We start from the raw sequence: 22,576 nt of genomic DNA, 5'->3' as shown, positions 1-22,576 counted from the left end.
CAAATGTTTGTGTCACTTCTGTCGTTTGTAATTCATCACCATCTGCGCTTATATAAGTCGCGGTCAAAGTAATTGGTACACTGAGTTTGCCATGCTGGTCGTAACCAGGAGTCCACGACAACCAACCAGTTTCTGAATTTAATATGGCCCCCGCCGGCAACCATGGGGCATCATAACTAAGCTTAACGACTGTTCCATCTGCCTGATGATATGTATCGACGGCGTCGCCTGCGCGTCTGGTTGCACCAGGAATCAGACCGGAAAGTTGCAGAGCAAAATTATCGCCTTCCCTTAATTGCTGCTCTGTCATAAGGTTCAGAACTGGTGACGCATAACCTTGATCAACGTGAATATTAAAGCTGTTAACTATCGTTGCTTTGCCATCCGTAACAACAAGACTGATGTTATTGTAGTCACCTGCCTGATCGTAGCTTGGCGTCCAGTTCAAGATACCGGTTGCAGCGTTGTAACTTGCACCTGCCGGTAAATTGCGCAACGTGACCGTCAACGGATCACCATTGGCGTCAGAGACTTTCACAAGGACAGCCAACGATTGGCCTTCCTTTAAAGTCAGATTTTCCATTTTATTAATAACAGGTGCAAAATTTCCATCCAAAACAGGTATGTTGAACTGACGTAAGGCCACACCGCCGCGAGAATCCTGAACGCGGATAGTTACTTTTGTATTCGCCAGATCGCGGACAGTTGGAGTCCATTGTAAAGTAGCGGTATTACGGTGGCCTGATGCTGTATTACTGACTGCCGCATCTGGAGTCAGAATCATTCCGGCCGGACCCTGTACGAGTTCCCAAAAGAACTGAGCACCATCCATGTCGTCAGCAGCGATGCTAGTTGTCCATGGTGTGCCCGGTGTTGCAGCGGGTATAATTCCCAAATCATTCAAGTCATATACTTCCCAGAATGAGAACAGTGTCGATGCATCTGCATCTGGCATGTCCACAGGCAATCCCAATACGTTTAGTAAATCTGCCTTACTAAAAACGTTTGAAGTATCTGCATTATTCAAATACGCGATTAATGCATCCTTATCAGCAAGATGTAGACTCGCAAGCAATCCAGTCATCGGAACGACGTCAATCGGAGCGACTGAATTACTCACAATCGAAAGTGTCGGCGGCGTATTCGCATACGGCAACGCATACACATTATGCGCCGCATCAAATTTCACAATTTGCCCGGTAGATGCATCGGTACTGACCAGACCAGCCATTGGCTTGACTGTCACTGTCTGATTTGCCAGGGTCTGGCCTGCCTTGATTTCATTGCCGTTGGCTGCCATGGCAGCGCTGAGGTCGATTTTCCAGAGGCCGGCTTGCTGGCCTGTGCCCAGGGTGGCGTTGTTGACTGCGCCACCGAAGTATTGGCCGGGGTCAATCAGCAAAGTGATGGGTGCATGCAGATCGTCCAGACCGATATTGGTGATGCTGATGTCATAGCTGATTTCACCTGTGGCATGGTTGGCGCGGGTGTTGTTGAAGCTGAGTTTGACATTGCTGCTAAAGTTCATCAGCGTGGTGAAGTTGCTGATGTAACCGGTTTCCAGCGGTACCTGGTTGGCGCTACGCAGAGTATTGGCAATTTGCAGTACCCAGCCACCTGCCGGTAAATCTGGCAGGGTCAGGATGACAGAACGTGTTGCGGCATTCCAGCGGGCGGCTGTGGGGTGCAGAGTGAGGCTGCTGTTGGTGCCAGTTGCTACAAAGCTGTAGTTCTGCGTGTTGAGTACGCTGGCGCTGTCACTGACGTCGTCACCGCTTGCCCCCGTCCACATGGCCTGATCAAAGTTGATGGCCACCTGGTTCAATGGCAAAGGCAGCATGGCCCCATCGGGGATGGTGCTGGCCAGGATGTGGGGTGGCTTGATCGGTGAAATCTCATCGATATGCCCAGTTTGTGCTACCAGGATGCGGCCATCTTTGGTGGACACAATGGCTTCGCCTTTGCTGCCGCCGCTGGCGACTTGCAAGACGCGGTGCGAGGCCAGTTCTATCATCCACACGCCTGCGGTGTGTGGTGTGGCTGTATCCGTTGTTGTCGGATGTTGCGCCGGGCTGCTGGACGCCAGCAACAGGCCTGCCAGGGGCGAGCCTGCCTGCCCAAAGCTGATGCTGTCGATGATGCCCGCCATGCGGTATTCCAACTGTGCCCTGCCAATTTCTTTGCCAGTCATCGGGAAGCTGATGATGTCGGTGGTGGCGGTTGGCAATGCGGTGTTGATGTCGCCACCGGTCCAGCGCACACCCCACAGGCGGCCATCAGTACCAAAGGCCAGGTCATTCACCCGTGTGTTGGAGAAATGCGTCCAGGTTTTTCCATTCGTGGCTTTGGGATTAAAGATTTCTATGCCATTGCCAGATGACACGTAGATGGCATCGCTGTTGGGGTCGATGGCCAGTGCCTGGGTCAATGCCAGCCCACCCGGGCCGGTTTGACGAGAAATTATTGACCCACTATGGGCGTCAAGCAGCAAAAGCTCGTTGCCAGTCATGACCCACAATTGGCCCAGTTTGTCGACAGCCATGTCTAATACCGGTGTGTCGAGTGTGAACAATGGGGTGACATTGTGACCGCCGTCTTTGCCGTAAGCGAAGACTTGATTGCGCTGGCTGCCGGCGCTGGCCAGGATGCTGCCGTCTGGCAGTTGTACCATGGCCATGGCACCGATATCGCCCTGGCTGGCGTCATAACCATCAGCAAAGCTGCGCAGTGTCATGGGGGCGATGACGCTTTGCAGGTCGCCCTTTTGTGCGGGTGCTACCAAGCCTGGCAAGGCTTGCGTGGCGGACTGGAAGAGGTCGTTGCTGACATAGGTGCGGTCATTGCTGGCGGCAGGCAATTCTGGCGTGCTTTGTACGCTTTGGTTGTTGCCCAGGGTGGCACTGCCACCGTCGTCTGGCAAGACGGCATTGCTGACGCTGGCGGCTTCGCGGTTGCCGGCATTGTCGGTCGCGGCTGCCAGAAATTCATACTGGTGCCCTGCTTTACCGGTGAAGACGGCCTGGCCTTCGGCGGAGGCGACTTGTTTTTTCCAGATATGGAAGTCACCACCGTCTTCAGATACATAGATGGTGACGGCTTTGACGCCACTGGCGTCATCAGCAGATTTCCAGATGACGCTGTAGTTGGGTGCGCCGGTCGCGTCTGCCGCCAGGGTGGACACGGTGACGCTGGTTTGTGGGGCTTTGGCGTCCAGCAGGTAGCTGACGTGGGCGCTTTCGAGTGGCGGCATGCCGTCAAACCAAATTGTGGTGCTGGCATCGACTTTAATATCAACGTTAGCAGCGCTGGCCGCATTGGGGCTGGCTTGTACGGTGTAGCCGACAAAGCCGCTGATGCTCTTGCCGCCGTCGTTTTGTTGTGGCAACAACAGGCCACGGCTGGCGTCGTTGAGTACTTCGCCGGTGGTCGGGTCGATGGCCTGCAATAACCAGGTGGCGGTATGGGTTGCTGCATCTACTCCGCCGCTAACGCGCAGGATGAAGCCTTTGTTGGCGGTAAAGTCAAAGTCACCCTGGAAGGTGGCACGGTCAGCCGGTACATGGACGTTGAGGTCACCGATCTTGATGTCGCTTAAACGCAGGGTGCGGGCATCGAGATTGCTGTCGAGCTGGGTGACCAGGCGTACCTGGCCCAGTGCATGGTCAGTCGGATTCTGGAAGCTGAAGGTGTACGGCAGATCAACATTCGCCGGTACATAAGAGATGCCCTGGGTATTCGGCAAGACTTGTGGCCCGCGTATGCCTATGCTGGTCTGGTCGGCAGTGGCTTGCGTTGCAGCCTGGCTCAGGTATTGGGCCAGGTTCAGTGCTTGTGGGCCGACTGGCTTGAAGTTCTGATCCAGCAAGCCGATATGGCGCAGATATTCCAGCTCTGACTGTGAGCCGGCAAAGACGTTGAAGTTGATGAAGTGGGTGGACTGGGCCGCATTGGCATTGTAGTCTGCCGCATCCGGTGCAACCGGTACGGGTACTTCGACGATGTCACGGTGTGGCGTCTCGCGCACTTCATTGTAGGCCACTGTTGCCTTGGCGGCATTGGGGTCACCGGCACTGTGGGCGGTATCGCCATACCATTGCTGCACTTTGCTGAAGAATTCAACCACGCTGGCTTGCGTGACGTAGCTGTCACCGCCCTTGCCCAGCAAGATGCCGGTGGCCAGGGTGGTGTTGAGGCTGACCACTTGTGGATTGAGACGGATGGGTGGTGCCTGGTCAACCGGGCGCAACATGCCCCCTGCTTCCAGTGCGGCCAGCCAGCCTTGCGTCCATTGCGAGGCATCAGCAGCCAGAATTTGCAGGTTCAGCGGTGCGGTCTTGTCAGCCAGGATGGCGCTACGCAGTTGTTGGGCAAAGTTACTTTGCTCGGCAATGAATTCATCGCGGGTAATCGGTGTCGCCACGCCAAATATGTTGAAGCGGAAAGGCAGTGCGGTAATTTCATTTTCATTTAAGTGGATGCTGTCTATCCCCTTGAACTTGGCGGCCAGGCCTGCGGATATCTTGTCGAGGTCATTGACGCCACCATCGAGCAAGCCAGCGGCTTTCCAGTCTGGGCGGATTTGGTACAACTTGTTGCGCAGGCCGGTAAAGTCACGCGCTATCCATTCGGCCAGGCCGGGATAGGTCTGGACGTTGAACGTGGCACTGGCCATGCCATTGGCTGCCACGTCAAAGGCGTAACCCGGGGTCAGGTTGAAGCCATTGGTATTGACCTGGCCATCCAGCGACGCCCATGGGATGTCTTTGCGGGTGGTGCCGTCGGTTGGTGTGGTGCCGTAGCTTTGGTTATTGGCAATGTCAGGAGAAATCTGCCCCGTCGGCTGGCCACCCACGTTCGATGCGAGGGTGACATACGGTAATTTAAGACCATCGATGATGTTGTCGCTATTGCCCATATTGGTGGCACCAATATCAAAGCGGACATACGGTGTATCAACGTTGGTCAGGCTTTGCAATGCGACGCTGTAGGTGGCACTGTCACCCGGGTTGATGTTTTGTGAACCGCCGATACCGATGGTGACATCGGGTTCTATCATGCGGTCTACCAGGTAGCGGAAGCTTTCTGTGACGGTTTGGCCGTCAGGGTTGATGACCTGAACATCGTACAAACCATGCGGCACGTTTTGCAGGTTGAATATCGCACGGATATGGGTGGCATCAATCACTTGCCAGCGATCTGGCTGGATTTCAAACACGCCGGGGCGTGACAGTTTGACCAGTGCACCGGCCTTGAATTGTGCACCCTGGATATCCATGCTGACCCAGCGATGGCCATCATCACCGGTACCACCAGCATCCGGGGTGATGCCGGTGATGGACAGGGGTACCAGATCAGCACGTACTGTGACAGGCGTGCCTGCGGCTGATTCGCGACTGCGGATCAGGACGTAATAATCCCCTGCCTTGGTGCTTGGTATGATGGCTTGCTGGTCTGGCGAGACGGCGACACCGTAGGCGGCATCGTAGTTGTAGCCGCTAGGGATGTCGCCATAGCGGATATACACTTCGTTGGCCCCGTTGGCACTGGCTGAATCCAGCAATACCCTTAAGGTTTCCCCTGCGGCCACTTGTACTTTGTAGACCAGGTTTTGCCCGCTGGACAGGGTGGTGTTGACCGGCGTTGCCAAAGGCAAAACTGGTACGGTGACGTTCAAGGTGTTGCCAGATGCCAGCAGGTTATTGGCTTTGCCAGGCGGCAGATGTACGCCATTGGCGTCATAGCTGATCTGGCCTTCATACACCTGGTTGTAGATATCTGGACGTACAATCACGCGCCATGCACCTTCTTTCAAAGGCGGCAGACTGGCGATCAGTTTGCCAGTGTAAGACTGTTGTGCACCCAGATCACCGTCGTGGGCGACTTTGCCCAGCAAGATATCGCCCAGGTTCCATTGATTGTCGGATGACAGGTAGATGGAATCGGTCCAGCTGCCATAGGCCGGATTGTCGGATACGTTGTTGACGGTGTAGTTGATTTCTACACTTTGGCCCACTTGGGCAGTCGTCGGCAAGGTGACTGAAGCCACGACCAGGTCTGCCGGTGGTGGTGTTACGATCAGCAAAGGCTGATCAGCGGCGGCGATGTTGTTGTCTTTATTGACTTCATACACGGTAGCCCTGCCTGCACCCATGCCGGTATCAGGGTCGGTCACGACAAACACGTAGTAGCTACCTTCGAGTGTGCCTGGTGCTTTGAAGCTGATGCTGGCATCGTAAGACGAAGAGGCTGTCAGACCACCATTGTGGCTGACATAGCCTAAGTATTTGTCGTTCTTGATGTCAAGATTGCGGTCTTTGGACAGGTAGATCAGATCGTTCCAGCCATGTTGATCGGCTGGGGTATCACTACCCTGGTTGACGACATGGTATTTGACGGTAAAGTCCTGGCCGGCCACGACGGATTGTGGAATGTCTATTTTGGTGATGACCAGGTCAGGTGGTGCTACCGCCGTAATTGGCAGGGCCATGCTGGCAATGTTATTGCCTTCTTTATTGAATTCGGCAACTGAGCCGCCCCCTGCCCCGCTCATATCGACCACTAGCAAACCATCACGAATGGAGCTAGGCGCCGGCGTTGAACTGCTGTCGCGTGAGATATCCGTGTCGGCCTTGAGGATCAGATGGAAATCACCACTGATGGAAGTTGGCAAAGTAAATGACACGGTATTGACATAGGACTCGCCCGGTTGCAGATAGCGTGGATTACCAAATGCATCCACCAGGGCGGTGGCGCGCATACGGAAGAATTTTTCGATATCGCTGCCGTTGTCGACGACAGGGTAATCGGTGTCGTCGATGGAGTCATCGCGCGACAGGAACAGGCCGTCGTACCAGGACGATACCCTGGTCGCACGCTGGCCAGCATTCACCACGGTCCAGCTTGCTGTAACGGTCTGACCGGCTTTGGGGTTAGGGTCAGACAGGGTAAAGGAGCTGACTTGCAGGTCAGCCTCTTTGAAAGTCACGTTGAAGCTGCTTTGGCCAATATTGTTTTTGTTGTTGACGCCTTCAAATACGCTGACGCCATACAAGAGATCGCGCGCACTCGCATTGGTGGTCGGATCACCGGTCAGGTCTTCATAGGTAGCGCCATTAGAACTTTGCGGACCCAGTCCGTCGCCGACATAGTAAGTGGCATCGGTGACGACGTACACATAGTATTGCCCGTTGATACCGGCAGGTAAAGCAAAATTGCCTGTGGTGGTATAGCTTGCCCCTGCTGCCAGACCGCCATCGTTTTTATGGACGACGGAACCGATTTGTGTCAGGTGTTTGGGATCGAACTGCGGGCTGGTGCCAACATAGATGTTGTCTACCCAGCCTTTGGTGCCACTCCAGACTGCGGCACCTTTGTTGGTGACGGTCCAGGTAACAGGCGTGAGTTCGCCAGAATCATTGTCAGGCTGGGTGATGACGGCAGTCACTTGCAAGTCAGCAGGCGCGTTGCTGATGTTGGCAGCAATTGCCAATGCATTATTGGTTTCATCAAATTCATCAATGCCTTCGTAGCCATTGGTGTCTGTCTGAACCACAACAAAGCTGCCAGATACGGAAGGGCCCAGTTTTACGGTGTCACTGACGGTGTATTGTTCACCATTGCCAAGACTGCGGTCTTGTCTGTAACTGCCCAACAGCCATTTGACTTTGGCTTTGGATAAATCGGCGTTGTCTGCCAGCCAGACACGATCGGTCCATTTGCCACTGACGGAAGCGGAAACGCTCTTGACGGAGTAGTTGAAGCTGAAATCTGTGCCTGCGACGATATTGTGGTCGAAGTTGACCGAGGCAACCGTCAGATCAGGTTTGGTGACGCCCAGGACGTTAATGACCCTGGCCTTGAAGTTGTCACTTTGCACTGCGGTCGGATCATCTGGATTGACGTTGGAAGCCAATGTGTCTTGCGGGATGACGTTGTAGGTATCGGTCCACACGGTGATATTGTATTGACCAGAGCTGATATTGTCAGGCAAGCGCACGGACAGGTTGCCAAGATAATCTTCACCCACGCCCAATAAGCCGGTATGGCTGACCTGGCCCAGCAAGATGTCGCCTTTGCTGGGTGATGGCTTGCCTTTGCTCCTGGTCAGCCAGACGGTGTCGGTCCAGCCATTGACACCGCTGCTGTCACCACGGGTTGCGGCTTCGCCCTTGTTGGTGACTTTATAGCTGATATCAATAGCAGCACCAAATGAGGCTTGATCCGGGGCGACGACATTGCTTGCCACCAGGTCCGCAAACGGGACTGGCTCGATATTGATTTTTTTGACGGCGATGTTATTGGTTTCGTTAGGGAATTCTTCTATACGATTATCCACATCGGCAGCCACCAGGATGTAGGCGTCACCACGATAACGCAGCGGTATGGTGAAGCTGGCCAGTTGACTACTATAGCTGTCACCTGGCACCAGTGCCAGTGCATTGTCGATTCGGCCCAGCAGAAGCGAGTTGCCATCCAGCTTGCCACTGAGTGACAGGTAAACGGCATCTACCCATTTGCCAGAGGTCGGCACGGAGCCGGTATTGGTGATGGTAAAACTGACACCGGCGTTGTTGCCCGCTTTGATGTCACCGACCACGGTGATCTGGCCTGCATGCAAATCCGGGCGTGGTGTCAGATCAATTTGAATCTGGCTGCCGGACAAGGTCACGTTGTTGGTTCTTGCGGTGCCATATTCGTAAATCTGCGCGTCTGCATCGTTGTTACCCAACAGGCTGTTGGTGGTGACGCGGATGCGATAGGCACCTTCGGTACGCAGTGGCAGGCGGATTTCTTCTTTTCTGGTGTAGCTGATGCCTGCGTCCAGACCCTGGGTATAGGTGTAACTGCCCAGACGGATTGCGGCACCGTCACCGGTGATGGGTACCAGTTCTACCGTATCTGTCCATTTACCGCCGGCAGGTACAGTGCCTTGATTTTTCACTGTCCACGACAGATTCACCAATGCACCTTCTTGTGCATTTGGTGGCACTTCAATTGAGGTGACCGCCAGATCAGGGGAGCTGGACAATTGCACGGGCACGGCAACCACGGTGGTGTTGTTGTCGGTATGGGTAAACTCGAACGGGCCACCGGTTTTGACGTTGATGTAGTAGTTACCTTCAATCCCATCTGGAATGTTGACCATTAAACTGCGGGTGTAGCTGCCGTCAACCGCCAGTTGCCCCAAATGGCTGGAACTTGCCAGGTCATACCGGGTGCCACTGCCATCCGGGTTGCTGCTTAACCAGATGCTATCTGACCAGTTGCCGGTGTCGGTAATGCCGATACCGCGATTGGCAACCGACCAGGTGACTTGCAGGGCTTGGCCGCTGTTTGCTGGTGACGAGGTGGTGACGGACTCTACGCGCAGGTCGGCATAGGGTTTGGGCATGACATCGAGCGTAGTGGCAGATTCGAGGGTGTTATTGCTTTCGGCGTCGTTTTCCCAAACCTTGCCGTCTTTGTCGACCTTGACGAAGACATGGCCATGGCGGCTGAGGCCATCCTGGCTCAGGTAGGTTACGGTTCCGGTATAGGTGTCACCGACTTGCAGGCCACCAGTGTGTTCGACTGTGCCGAGGATGATGTCGTCGCTGTTGCCAACGATGTCGTCACTGGAATAGATCACGACGTCGGTCCAGGATGCGGTTCGGCCCACGCCTGTACCCTGGTTGATGACGCTGTAGTTGACGGTAACACTTCCCAATTCACCAATCACCAGACTTGGATTGGTCACCGATTGAACGGCCAGATCCGCATAGCTGTCTTGTGCAACATTGATGCTGATGTCGGTCTGGTTATTGTCACGGGCACCGTCTTCGTTGATGGCATTGTCAGGATTGGTGACAATGATCAGGCGGTATTGTCCCTGGCTGTCGACAGGCAGCTTGACATCCAGGCTGCCAGTCGCGCTGGCACCGGACGCAATGAGGCCATGATTCAGTTCACCAAGTTTAATGTCATCGGCACTCAGATTACCGTCGCGTGACAGGTAAATCACGTCACGGACATTGCTTGCACTGGCTGTACCGTTGTTGCGGGTGGTCCAGTTCAAGGAAATACTTTCGCCGCCTTTTAGCAGGCCACTGGCACTGAGTGTGTCGACTGCCAGATCAGGGCTGACGACGGTGATCTGTGTGCTACCGACATTGTCTGCTTCATTGAGTTCTGAAATGTAGTTAGGTGCATCGGCAATGATGTCCAGGCGCCATTGACCGACTGGCACATTGGTGAGATTAAAACTCAACTGACTGGTGAAGGATTCGCCAGGGAGGAGTTTTCTGACGGTGCCTGGTGAATTGGCTATGGTGATAACCTGGGTCGTATCAGCGATATTGACCAAGCGCAGTTGTTCTTGCGTCCAGCTATCTGCGGTTTCATTGCCACTGTTTTTAATGGTGTAGTTGACTTGTACGGTATCACCTACTTTCCAGACCTGATCACCACTGACCGTAGTGACTGTCAGGTTCGGTTTTGGTTGTGGTGAAATGGTGGTAGCTGTCAGCGCGGCAGCAATATTATTATCGGTATTGCCGGGTTCATAGGCGTTCGCGAAGGCATCGGTTTTGACGACGAAATAATATTGTCCTGTTAGGGTTTCAGGCAGGGTAACATCCAGTGCGCCAGTATAACTACCGCCCACACTGACGGCACCCACATGGGTCAGGGAACCCAGCAGCACAGCATCGCTATTGAGTGTCGGTGTGGTGGACAGATAGACCTGATCCACCCAGCGGGTCACGTCGGTTGCCAGGTTGCCTTTGTTCTGGACGCTCCATTCAATTCTGCTTGGGCGACCGGCATACGCTGCGACCGGTGCCGTCGTGACGACTGGCACCAGGTCGGTATAGGTGGAAGCAATCGCCACTGGTGCGGACAGGCGCAGGTTGTCTGCGCGTGTATCGGGTTCTACTACAGCACGATTGACATCCGTGATGACGGCAAACCGGTAGTTACCGGTCAGGCGTGCTGGTATGTGGACGGTGGCCGACTGGGTGTAGCTGTGATTGACATCCAGCGACGCCGTATATTTGACGTTCGCGAGAACAATATCGTCACTATTGCCAGCGATACCATCACTGGTGAGTATCAAGCGGTCGGTCCATGTGCCGGAAGCGGGGGCAGAACCGGAATTGCTGACTACCCAGGAAATAACAACATCATCACCAGAACTGATATTGGCCGGTATCGTCAGGCTGCTGACGTTTAAGTTGGCATAATTATGGGTGGATGAGGCGAACTGACCGCTGGCGGTGTTGTTGGTTTCGGCATTGCCAAGTAAATTTGTTTCAAAGATGCTGCCAGCACCTGAGGTATTGCTGTCGGCAACAATGCTGACATCAAATTGACCACTGCCGGTCAAGCCTTTTGGTAAAGCCAGTTTGATGGAACGTACGCGGGAAGCACCAGCAGCAAGGGTTTGGCCTGCATCTTCGGGGAAGCCGATCGCGGTATCGAAAATGACACTGCCAAGGGAACCATCCAGATTGCGCTGGCGCACGACTACCCGGTCCTGATAACCTGCCGGTGCGGCCACTGCGCCATGATTGACGTCTTCCCATACGACGGTGACCAAATCACCGTCTTTGATGCCGGTTTCCAGGACACCGACATTGCGCACCTGTAAATCCGGGCCAACAGCAAAGGTCTGTTCACCGACATTATCGCTTTCCAGTGCACCAGATGCATCGTACTCTGGCACTTGTGAATTGGCATCGACGATGACGCGCAAACGGAAACTGCCAATGGCACTGATGCCGCTTGGCCACACAATATGGGCGTTGCGCGAGACATTCGTGCCACTCGCCAGATTTTGACCGGCAAAGCTTTGGGTCAGGTTGGCGACGGTAACACCGGTGGTCAGGTTGACCAGTTCAACGCGTTCAGTCCAGGCACCAGCGGCGGCGGCATTGCCGGTGTTGGCGGTGGTCCACCGGATATTGACCTGGTCTCCTGCCTGCCAATTCGATGCAGGCGACATGTTGATATCGCTGACCTGTAAATTCGGGTACGGTGCCAGGCTGCTGCTAAAGCTGGTAGTTGCCAGGTTGTTTTGCGCGGCATTACCGGTTTCTTCCTGCACATTGTCGGAATTGGTCTCGATGGTGACTTCAAGATCACCAGCACCAATAGGGCCCACCGGCAGACGCAGCGTCACTGTCCTGCTGACAGAGGCACCTGCTGCTATAGGGCCATTGTTTTGCGATTCAAGATAAGGCAGATTAGCTTGCAGGACAATATCGCCAGTACGTTTATTGCGTACCACAACGCGTTCGTTAAAGTCACCGATGGTCGGTTTGTTTCCTTTGTTGACTGTCTGCCAGTTAATGCGGATTTCAGCGCCTGATTGCAGGGCTGTGTCTGTCGCAACAGGAACAACATTGACATTCTGGACCGCCAGGTCAATGCCGGTGGTGGCGGTATTGTCCAGATCAATGATGCGTGGATTGGTTTTTGGGTTAACGAACACGGCCAGAGTGTAAGGGACCGGTGCATCAGTGCGTGCGCGGTCTTCTACATCGATGGTGTATTTACCTGCCACGGTGGCAACCAGTGCCATGTCACCCAGGTCACCATAAGCAACCTGGCGGCCATAGGGATCGACCACGCGGACATTGGCTGTGTAGTTGAAATGCCAGCCGCCTTTTTCTGGTTCGTAGACATAGCTGTGTTGTGCCAGGTCACGGAAATCAAGATAAATGCTGTCACCCGCCTGGGCGTTAATGCTATAGCTGGTGGTCTCGCCTGATGGCAATAAGCGCCCTTCCACAATTTGTGCATTCACCAGGGGTATTGCTGCAGCGGTATCGAGCAGACGGAAACCAAAATCGGTCGTTGCGCTACCATATCCATACACCGTGAGGGTGTAGCTTCCTGGCTTCAAATTGAATTCGCGTGCACCGGTGTCATAGCCATCGGTATCTGGCAAGCCTTGGTTCGCCAGATTGCCGTCGCTATAGGGACCATCCAGACGCCAGGCGACTGAACTGCTGGTGACCATGTTCAAACGGTCAAACTGGACCAGCTTTGCCTGATCCAGGGTGAACGAGAATGTGCGACTATGCTGCCCCGCAGGCAGGGTACCGGTGACGGTTTGCCCCAGGCTGATGTTGCGGACAGCGCTGTTGGAAACCTGGGTCAGCTGCAAGGAAATACTGCTATTCGCACTGTTGCTGACATCACCTGGATTATCAAGCAACAAATAGACTGGCGCAGTCTCTGTGACTTCATAGGCAGGGACATCTTCATTGGCATTGCCATGTTGCAGCAACTGACCAAACTGATTGAGCAGGCGCCAGCTTCTGCTGGTGTAATTACCTGTTCCGCCGAGTACATTAAGGCTCAGTTTGTTACCTGCTACCGCATCTATTTTGTAGGCGAGCGTTGCAAAACTACCCAGCGCGGCACTTACCGACTGTTCAAGTTGCAAGTTTGAAACCTGGCTGTCATTCAAATTACGCAGCGTGAAATCGTAAGTACTTGGGTAATTCCTTTGTGTGATATTTAGTGTGTAACGCCCTGCTTTGAGGAATTGCGCTTCACCATAGCTATTGGTTTTAAAACTCACGCCATTGGCGTCGGTAATCTGGGCGCTTTGATTATAACCATTGTTATCAGGCTTGACATTTCGATCCAGGTACCACAGACCAGATTCGCTGATTTCAAATGGGAAGCTTTGTGTTTCGTTGGCATTGATCGTGCCTGATGCGCTGAAGACAGATGTCATGGTGTCTGGCACATCGGCTTCACCGATGGTGGCTGTCAGGGAATAGGCGTTGGACGGCACATCCGACAAGCTGTCACGCTGGACCTTTAGCAAGAACACGCCGCCATCGCCTGCTGTTATATCAGCATCGCCACTGGCAGGATTCCAGGTTGCCAATACATCGCCTGTAGTGGTGCGTATTTCAACAATGCCACTGCCAGCCCATTGCTGGGCAGACAGATGGATGTGGTCCCCATTACGCGCTTTGATTGACCAGACAGACTGGGTGTCGTCACCGCTAGGCATGCTTAATGTCTGGGCAACACCACCTTGTCTTTCCAGGTTTTGTGTTGCTGGTATCGAGGCCAGGGTGAACCGGGTCGTGCCCTCTGCTGTGTCTACATTATTTCTGACACGTACAAAATAGTCACCTGCATCCAGGAAAGCATCTGTCTTGCTACTACGGTCGGCGACGATGTTGCCATTGGGCGTCACAATTTGCAAATCCGTGAACTGGGAGTTGAGGCTGATATCGCGCAACTGTACCCAGCCTGCTGCATCCATGCGGAAGTGATAGTTGTACTGGTCCTGGCGGGTTGCCATGGCGACGGATGTTGGCTGGTTCCAGACCAGTTCAGCGGTCGCTGCTGCGGGTTGCCTGAGGTTCAGCTCTATGTGCAATGGAACATCGCTATCAGCAGACTGTTTGGCGAGGAGGTAGACGCTACCTGTTTCTGGTGTGGTAAAGCTGATGGAACTGCCATTGCTACTGCCACGGTTAATGGTGCGGCCAAACTGGTCAATGATGACATATTCAAGCGCATCCTGATTGCTAACCGGGCTGGTAAAATCCAGATTGTATACGCGACCAGACTGGGTATCGAGCTTGAATAATCCCAGGCTGCGCCCTGCCCCCATGTCGGCACTCAAGTTGCCCGGTGTGGTCTGGGTGATGGCGGCATCGGTCAACGACAACAGTTTAAAGCCGAAATCGCCCGTATTTGCTCCCGCAGCACCCACGTCGATGCTGTAACTGCCAGCACTGAGTGTTTTTAGTGCATAGCCTGACTTATCCGACAGCGGCAGACTCAACAGATTACCTTGCGGACCAGTCACGGAAAGATAAGCTGCACCACCCATCGCATCCATTACAACGGTGGTGTCGTGATCCAGCGTAAAGTGGTAATGATTGACGTTGCCGGGCTTGGTGATGGCCGCATTGATCTGGTCGCCTACCTGGATGTCGGCGACTGGTTCGGCGATATTACCGATATATACGGTACTGGTGCGGGCAGCGGCATCACTTTCATTGTTACCTGTCAACACAAATATATAGTCGCCATCCGTTGGCAGAGTGACTTGTTTTGATCCATCATAATTTGAATATTCTGTGCCAGAAATAACAGATTTACCATCAGGACCAATCAAATCCCAGCGCTGACTATTGGAAACACCGCTCATTAAACGGGTATCGATAATGATTTTCTGACCGGCATTACCATGCACTTGCCACGCTGTCGCCTGGTTGCTGTGTTCAACCGTAATAGGGGTAACTGTATCAAGCGTAAGTGCGGGTAAGTCGCCGACTGGTGTCGTTGAGAAACGGAAAGCGCCAGGTGCATCCTGGCTAGGTACAAACTGTAGCTTGTATTGCCCAGCATCTAAGCGATACGCGGCTCTTTGCACAAATACATTGTTATTTCTTGCACCAAAAATATCTGATGCAATATCGGTTCTCTGCAGAACGACTGTGTAAGCACCACCGCTGATATCAAACCAGACGGTAGTCGGTTCAGTCAGAGTAAAGAGATAATTTTTCTTATCAGCAGGAACGTTGAGAGAGCCGCTGACGGCGCTACCGAGTACATAGTTTTCTTGTTCAATTTTTCCTTCGGTGAGAGCAAAATCTACACTGCCATTCAAGCCAATTTGCCCCCCGTGCGCGTACATCTGTACGGTATAAGTACCGTTTGCGGGCGCGGTAAAGGCAATGCCGGTATCTGGGGCATCATTGTAATTGCGCGTGTAATGCCTGATCGAACCACTGGAAACGGGCAATCCGTTCGCATCAACGACCTTGTAGAAAATTTCTGAATTGTATTGGAATGGAGTAATCGTATCCAACCAATAGGTCTTGCCAGCTTCGCCAGCAATATTGATCACTTTATCCGGAGCACCATTCGTCCAGTTGACGGTCGTGACATCACCAGTCTTGATTGCATCTTTATTTTGCAGCAGTGTATTGCTAAACGAAAAAGCAACAGGCCAGCTATTCCCCCAATAATTCGATACGCGCAATGTATATGTGCCTGCAGGAATACTAAACGCATATTGTCCGTCATTTCCCGCCCCTGAATTCAGACTGGATATGCTGTTACCAAATGCATCGACCAGACTATATTGAGCTGCATTGGTCAGGTCAGACAAAGTGAATTCAGATGCCGTATCTGCTTTGAAAGAATAGCTATAAGCTTGGTAACTGTGCAGGAACTGATTATGGACAGCCTGCCCAAGTGGCAACGGCGCAGCAACGTTCGATTGCTGGTTAACGGTAAATCGAAGTGCTGTACCACCTATCATACCAAACGCATTGCGCGCCACCAGCAACGTATAATGGCCGCTATGCGCAGGCGTGAATTGCAGATCCTGGTTTTTGGAAGGATCACCTTCCCAAACTTTTACTCCGGCAGCATCATATAAACGGAAGTAATTGCCTAGTGATGCATCAGCCAACCCAGTCAGGAAGGTATCCCCAGTGGCGGCAAGGTCTATACCAAACAAGGCATAATTTTGATCTGCCGCCATATCTACACTGATCTTGTCGCCAGACTGAATTTGCTGCGACTGACCAGCATTGACCAACTTGAATCGCGCAACGCCACTGCCATTGCTTAAGCTAATCTGGTAATGGCCGGCCGGTAGCCATTTTACCGGTGTTTTCCAATTACCTTCGCGTGAACCATAAACATTCAGGTTACCCCAAAACTGCTCACCGATATGACCATTGGCTTCAACCCCACGCGGCCCTGTCAGTGTCCAATCCTGATAATTCCCTTCTTGCCATTCAAGTGCAACCCAGCCATCGGTGGCGACATCGAAGTCATAGCGTGGGCCAGGTGGTGCCTGATACGCTACAGTTTGATCTATGGCGATTGCAATCGCGTTTTCCACTACAGGAGTAACTACTGGATCAGGTACCGTCGTCACCTCCGTTGCAGTCGAAATGAGGGAAACGGAAGCATCTATGGTGGTTGAATCAAAGGAGTAGTTGCCATTTGCGCCATAGCCAACTACAAAATCGATTGTATCTCCAGCTCTAAGTGTCCGTCGCGCAGTAATGCTCTTGTCGTCACCTGCGCCAAAGTATTCATTTATTTGCGCCGCGTACAAAGAGGTTCCATTTTCGAACACATGCACATCGGTTGTCGTCGGGGAACCAGCAAATGAAATGCCAGAAAATAGCCCTTTGATATCGTAAACACCAGAAACCGGGGCCGTCCATCTCAACATTGCCGCCTCGCCTGAAGGACCCGGGTGAGCGTATAAAGTACCAGGTGTAACTCTGACTGTGCCAAATAACTCTATTTGATTGGCAGTAGAGTTATGAGATATCCCTGGTGCACCAGGGCCCCATTGATCAATTCCATTATTTTGACTGTTTGTCGAAAACGCCTGAAAACTCTGGCCAACCGCCTGCGAGTAACCATAAGTCCACGCAGAATTTGGATTTTCCGAAGAAGAAAAATCATTGGCTGCATTGAATGAACTCTTATAAGAGGCGTGATCTACTGACTCAATTTTGAACTGCAGCGGAGCAGTGGTCGTATTAGCGCCACGATAGACGATTACATATACCGCTTCATCATTGACTTCCGACCAGCTATTGGCACTTGCGGATGCCGGGTCTCCTGTTTGTATTAAATTTCCTTTTGCGTCGTATACCTCGTAATACTGGCAGGTTCCTGTACCACTCAATCCTTTAAATTGATAATTTTTTCCTGCGCTCGCGTCGAGCTTGAACATAGCCACCGTCTGTCCGCTAGCGAAGCTGCTATCAACACTCTGATCTGCGGTAATGGTAGTTGCATCGGATGTGGAGTGAACAGTAAACGAAAAATCAGATCGGTTTGAAGAGAAACCAAGATTGTATTGCCCTGCTGGCGCAAAGGTGAGCGCTGCAGGAGCTTGAATTTGTCCATCAGCACTTAATCGCGGCAAGGATGTATTGACACTCACTCCCATGCCTGTTAATTGTATTAATTGAGTCTGTGATGATGGAGATTCAATCAATAATAGGCCTGCTTGCACAAGATCGAGCGAATACGTCGGCAGTGTCGTGTTTTCAGTAAATTGTGTTGATGTGCCAAATACAATTGGGTCACCTGGTACGGTTGTCACTTGTTGCGCAGGTGTACGGATCACAGTCAAAGTTAAATTATCGTTACCAGCCATCAATCGTGTAACACGCACAAACACATCACCTTGTGCCTGGGTCTGATTGAATTCGCCGGTTGCTGTGGTGTTACCGCTGGACGCAATACGGCCATAGCGATCAAAAGCCTGGACGCTGAACTCGCCATTTTGGGCGTTGAGCGTGTAACTAAAATGGTCCGTTGGTGTGGATGCAAGGCGATACAGCGCAGATTCCCCCACAGCCAATGTCGGCAAGTCAGTAGCGACCTGGTTGGCCAGGTCCTGTGCCGTCTGTACCGAACTGGCATTGACCACATAATCACCGATTGCATTACCCGCTTGCACGACGAGTTCATAGTCGCCTGCGACCAGGTAGGCAGGAACCGCATCCGCGCTTTGGGCTGCATTCAGGGAATGCCAGTCAATGACGGCTCCATTTGGCCCGCTTAATTGCCATTGTCCATTGTTCAAACCAGCAATTGTCTGGAACAACCAGGTACCGGATTGTGCCAGGTGGAAGCTATTTTTTACGATCTGGCCGGGGGCAATAACAGTCCCGCTCAAAGCGGTTGTTGCTGTGTTGCTGAGCGTTCCATTGTCGTGCGCAACATTGCTCCATGTTTGCACAGCCAGATTTCCAGAGAAGCCTGCATTGTTTCTTAATGCACCGCCTAGCCACAGGTAATAATCACCGGCCTGAGGCAAGGCAATGGTGGCATAGTCACCATTGCCTAATTCGCCTGTTTTTACGATATGACCTGCGCGGTCGGTTACCTGGTAATGGGCAACGGCGTTTGACTGGTCGAACTGGGCGTGGAAACCCAGATTCGAATTCGCATCGGCATGCAGTTTGTAGACATTGTCAGCATGTCCGGACGAAGAGCCTACCGCAATAAGCTGTCCGCTAGTCACATTCTGAGGTGTTGATTCTGCGATGGATAAAAGTTTAAAATCAAGGGAAGCGGTCGAACGCCCTGAGTTGGAAAATTCGATGCGATAACGCCCCGGTAATACTGCTGTGGGTGGTAAATCGATTTCATCACGGCCCGCTGACCAGCCTGAGACAGCCTGCCCTTTGGCATCCAGCAAACGCCAGCTTGCGTCACTCACGTTGGACAATTGATCCCATTTGAGCCAGCCGCTTTGTGTCACATCAAAATCAACATTGGCAGCGGCACCAGGTGTCGGCAAATCCACATGATAAGTTTGTCCTAATACCCCTGCGATAACAGGCGGTGTTTGCTTATACAGCAGGAATGAAAACGGTATTGTGCCACTTTGCGACGTCGCTTCGATGCTGACCCAATACTTACCTGTCTGGCTGACAACGATGGTGTCGCTATCGCCCCAATACCCACCATTTCTCACTACACTGGCATCGGCACCAAAGACGCGCCAGTTCCAATCAGATCCGCCGTTATGCGCGAAATACAGCCTGTCCCCTGCCTGCACATCAATGGCATACAGCGCTGCCTGGCTTGATGGGTTTATTTCGCCGCTGACTGCGGTATTGGCCTGTACTGGAATGGCAGCCTCTTCGCCCAGCAAACGGAAATGGTAATTTCCAGTCTTGCCATCCTTCGCATTGACTGTCAGGTGATAGGTGCCTGCATTCAGATCAAGGAAGCTATCATTGCGTTCTTCAAGACCTTTGCTTGGAAACAAGCTTCTGACGCCATCATCGAGTTGCCACTGGATTTGATCACCCTGCACGCCGTCAAAGAAAAAGCGTGACCGCTCCTTGACTACAAACTGATAAGTATCCTGTTCGCCAGGCTGGACGATGCTGCCTTCTATATCGTGCACGCCAGGCAAGATGACATCTGCATAGCCCGTCACTGGCTGCTGGGAAACCAGCTCGCCCTTGCCGTCATAGGTATACAGGGTGCGGACATCTCCTGCATTTTTAAGACCATCTATCACTTGTGAAAGCGTGCCTTCTGCCCGCAGTTCAACACTGACTTTTTGGGCGTAAACACGCTTTTCAGTCATTTGTTTGGCACCGTCATACAGCGATTGTGTCAGTACACCACTGGCATCGAGTGTCGCCAGCAGCAGACCATCGCGGTCATAGAAATGACGTGTACGACTGTCTTTGGCCGCATCTGCCACCAGGCCAATATCTGCTGCAACTGGGCTGCCACCCAAATTGCTGGTATTGATGTGCGTGAAGTAAGAAATGACTTCTGTCAGTTGGGAAGTACCGTCATAACGGTTTTCTGTTACTGCACCATTGCTGGCAATTTGATAGACCAGGCGGCTGGCACCATCAAACACTTGCCATGTTGATGTGTCAGTTGCTGTCGACGCTGGTCGCAGGTCTGCAAGTTTGAGGTTCTTAGGCTCGCCATTTGGCCCTGTCAGAGTAGTCACATCCAATGCAGTGGCGTACAGGTGGGTCCTGGTCAGGTCACCCGCTTTGTTATAGCTGAATTCAGTCAGCTTGCCAGCGCTGTCGATGGTGGCAATGTTATGCCCGGCATCATCATAGAATTTCCAGACTTTTATGCCGCTTTGGTCCTGGTAGGACGTGACCTGTCCTGCTGCATCATAGTTATAGCTGGCAACGGCAGTTGCACCGTCAGTTGCCGACGTGACGAGGTGTCCGAGGTTGTCATAAATATTAACTGTTTTTACGCCTGCTGCATCCGTCAACGTGACGCGTTTTGCCAGATCATCGTATTGATTGACCGCCGTGGCCTGGTTGCCTTCTGTGACGCTAAGGATACGGCCCAAACCATCATAGGTATAAGTGGTTTGTAGTGCCGTCTCTACATCCAGTTTGGAAAGAAGATGACCCGCCTGGTCATAGACGTAGCGTGTTTCTGCCTGGCCATCTGCCACACCATCAAAAGCGGGATTGACCAGAACTTTGGCAAAACGAATGACGCTGCTTAATTGACCGTGGGCGTCGTAACGCATGTCTGTGCGCACAATGTCGGTCCGGGACTGCGCTTGTCCATCTTTGCTATGGACCAGGTTTTGCACCATCGTGTTGATGGCATCTGCAGTTTCATTGCCGTTGAGGTTGACGGCATCCAGCGATTGGCCGGTATACGCCAATGCGGTAATGCGCTGGCCCTGGGCGTTGTAACGGTATTCGGTGATACGGCCTTCGGCGCTGACTATTAACCGGAGCAGTTCGCCACGGCCAGACGGAGCAGGTGCGTAGTAGTAACGTGTAGTGCTGCCATCAGCAGGCAATGCCGGACCTGATCCATCGGTATCGGTGGTCAGGTAGATTGTTTCGCTGCGCAGTTGTCCCAAGCTGTCATAGGCGCGGGTGACGGTATTGCCATTGGCATCACGGGTAGACGTTTGATTGCCTTGCTCGTCATAGGTCATTTCATTTACATGACCGTTTTCACCGGCAACACTAAGCAGATTGCCGTTAGCGTCATAGTGCAGGTCGGTATGGGACACGGACAGATCAGACAGTGGCTGATCAATGGCAGTCAATTTGCCATCTGGCCCGTAAGTCAATACAGTACTGTGATGCAAAGGGTCGTCAATGGTCGTTATGCCGTTTCCAAAGTCATAGGCAAAACGGGTAATGCCGTGCTGTGCATCTTCAATTTGCGTGACGCGATAATCACCTGCGATTTGTTCATAGGTGAAACTCAGTTGCGACCCATCGTCTTGCGTAATGCTGGCAAGGCGTTTGCTGTCGCCATCATAGGTATAGCGGGTGCTGTACACACTGTCAGTACCGCCCTGCTCACCTGCTGCTATCGTCAACGTAACCGCGGATAAGCGGTTCTGCGTATCGTAGACGTAGTGGACGGTGCTTTGGTCGTGCCATAGGCCGGCCTGATCCTGATAATGGGTGACCACTGCACTGAGGTTATTGCCGTCATATTGATAGCTGCTTGCTACGCCATTGTCTGCGCTTGCCCTGGAGAGTAAGCCGTTGGCATTGTATTCATAGCTGACGCGATTGCCGAGCTGGTCTATGGTGGCCAACAGGTGTCCACTAACGCTATCGTAGGATTCGGATAAACCACCATCACCCTGGCTCCAGACCAGTTGAGCACCATCGATGGTCAGAGTGCTTTTAACTTCACCTTCTTTTTGTCCGGTGTATTTTTGCTGAACATCGTCCCAATGAAAGGTGACTTGCGAGCCATCGGCATCGGTCTTGACTATGCTGCTGCCTGTCGCACCAATTTCGCCGATGACATCCAGGTGTTTTGCATAAAACCCTGTCAGCCAGTTATCGCCATTGTCGTCAGTAAATTGGCCATTGCTATTGTAGGTGCGTAAAACACCCAAATCGAGGCCATGGTCGAATAATTGCAGGTCTTGATTCTGAACAACCAGATTGCCACTTTTACCATTGACATAAACACGTTGCCCATTTCGTCCAATCTGGGACTGACTCAACTGATTCTTTTGTCCCAGCAAATTCAATGCATTCAAATTCGCGCCCAAACCTTGACCATTTACTATTCCGACCAT

At 52.6% G+C, this 22,576-nt stretch carries 1 protein-coding gene (cut by a window edge); it reads right to left on the bottom strand.

The annotated features are described in order from the left end of the window. Positions 1–22,576 carry the 5' portion of a tandem-95 repeat protein gene (locus tag ACO0LM_RS27290; RefSeq protein WP_423041876.1) on the bottom strand. The gene continues 16,478 nt to the left of window position 1, outside the view, so the window shows 22,576 of its 39,054 coding nt (coding positions 1–22,576); the start codon lies at positions 22,574–22,576; its stop codon lies off the left edge, out of view.

The sequence above is a fragment of the Undibacterium sp. Di26W genome (assembly GCF_049340265.1).
Classification (GTDB): domain Bacteria; phylum Pseudomonadota; class Gammaproteobacteria; order Burkholderiales; family Burkholderiaceae_D; genus Undibacterium.
The sequence above is the reverse complement of the archived record's forward strand: the minus strand, read 5'-3'. Positions and strand labels throughout refer to the sequence as shown.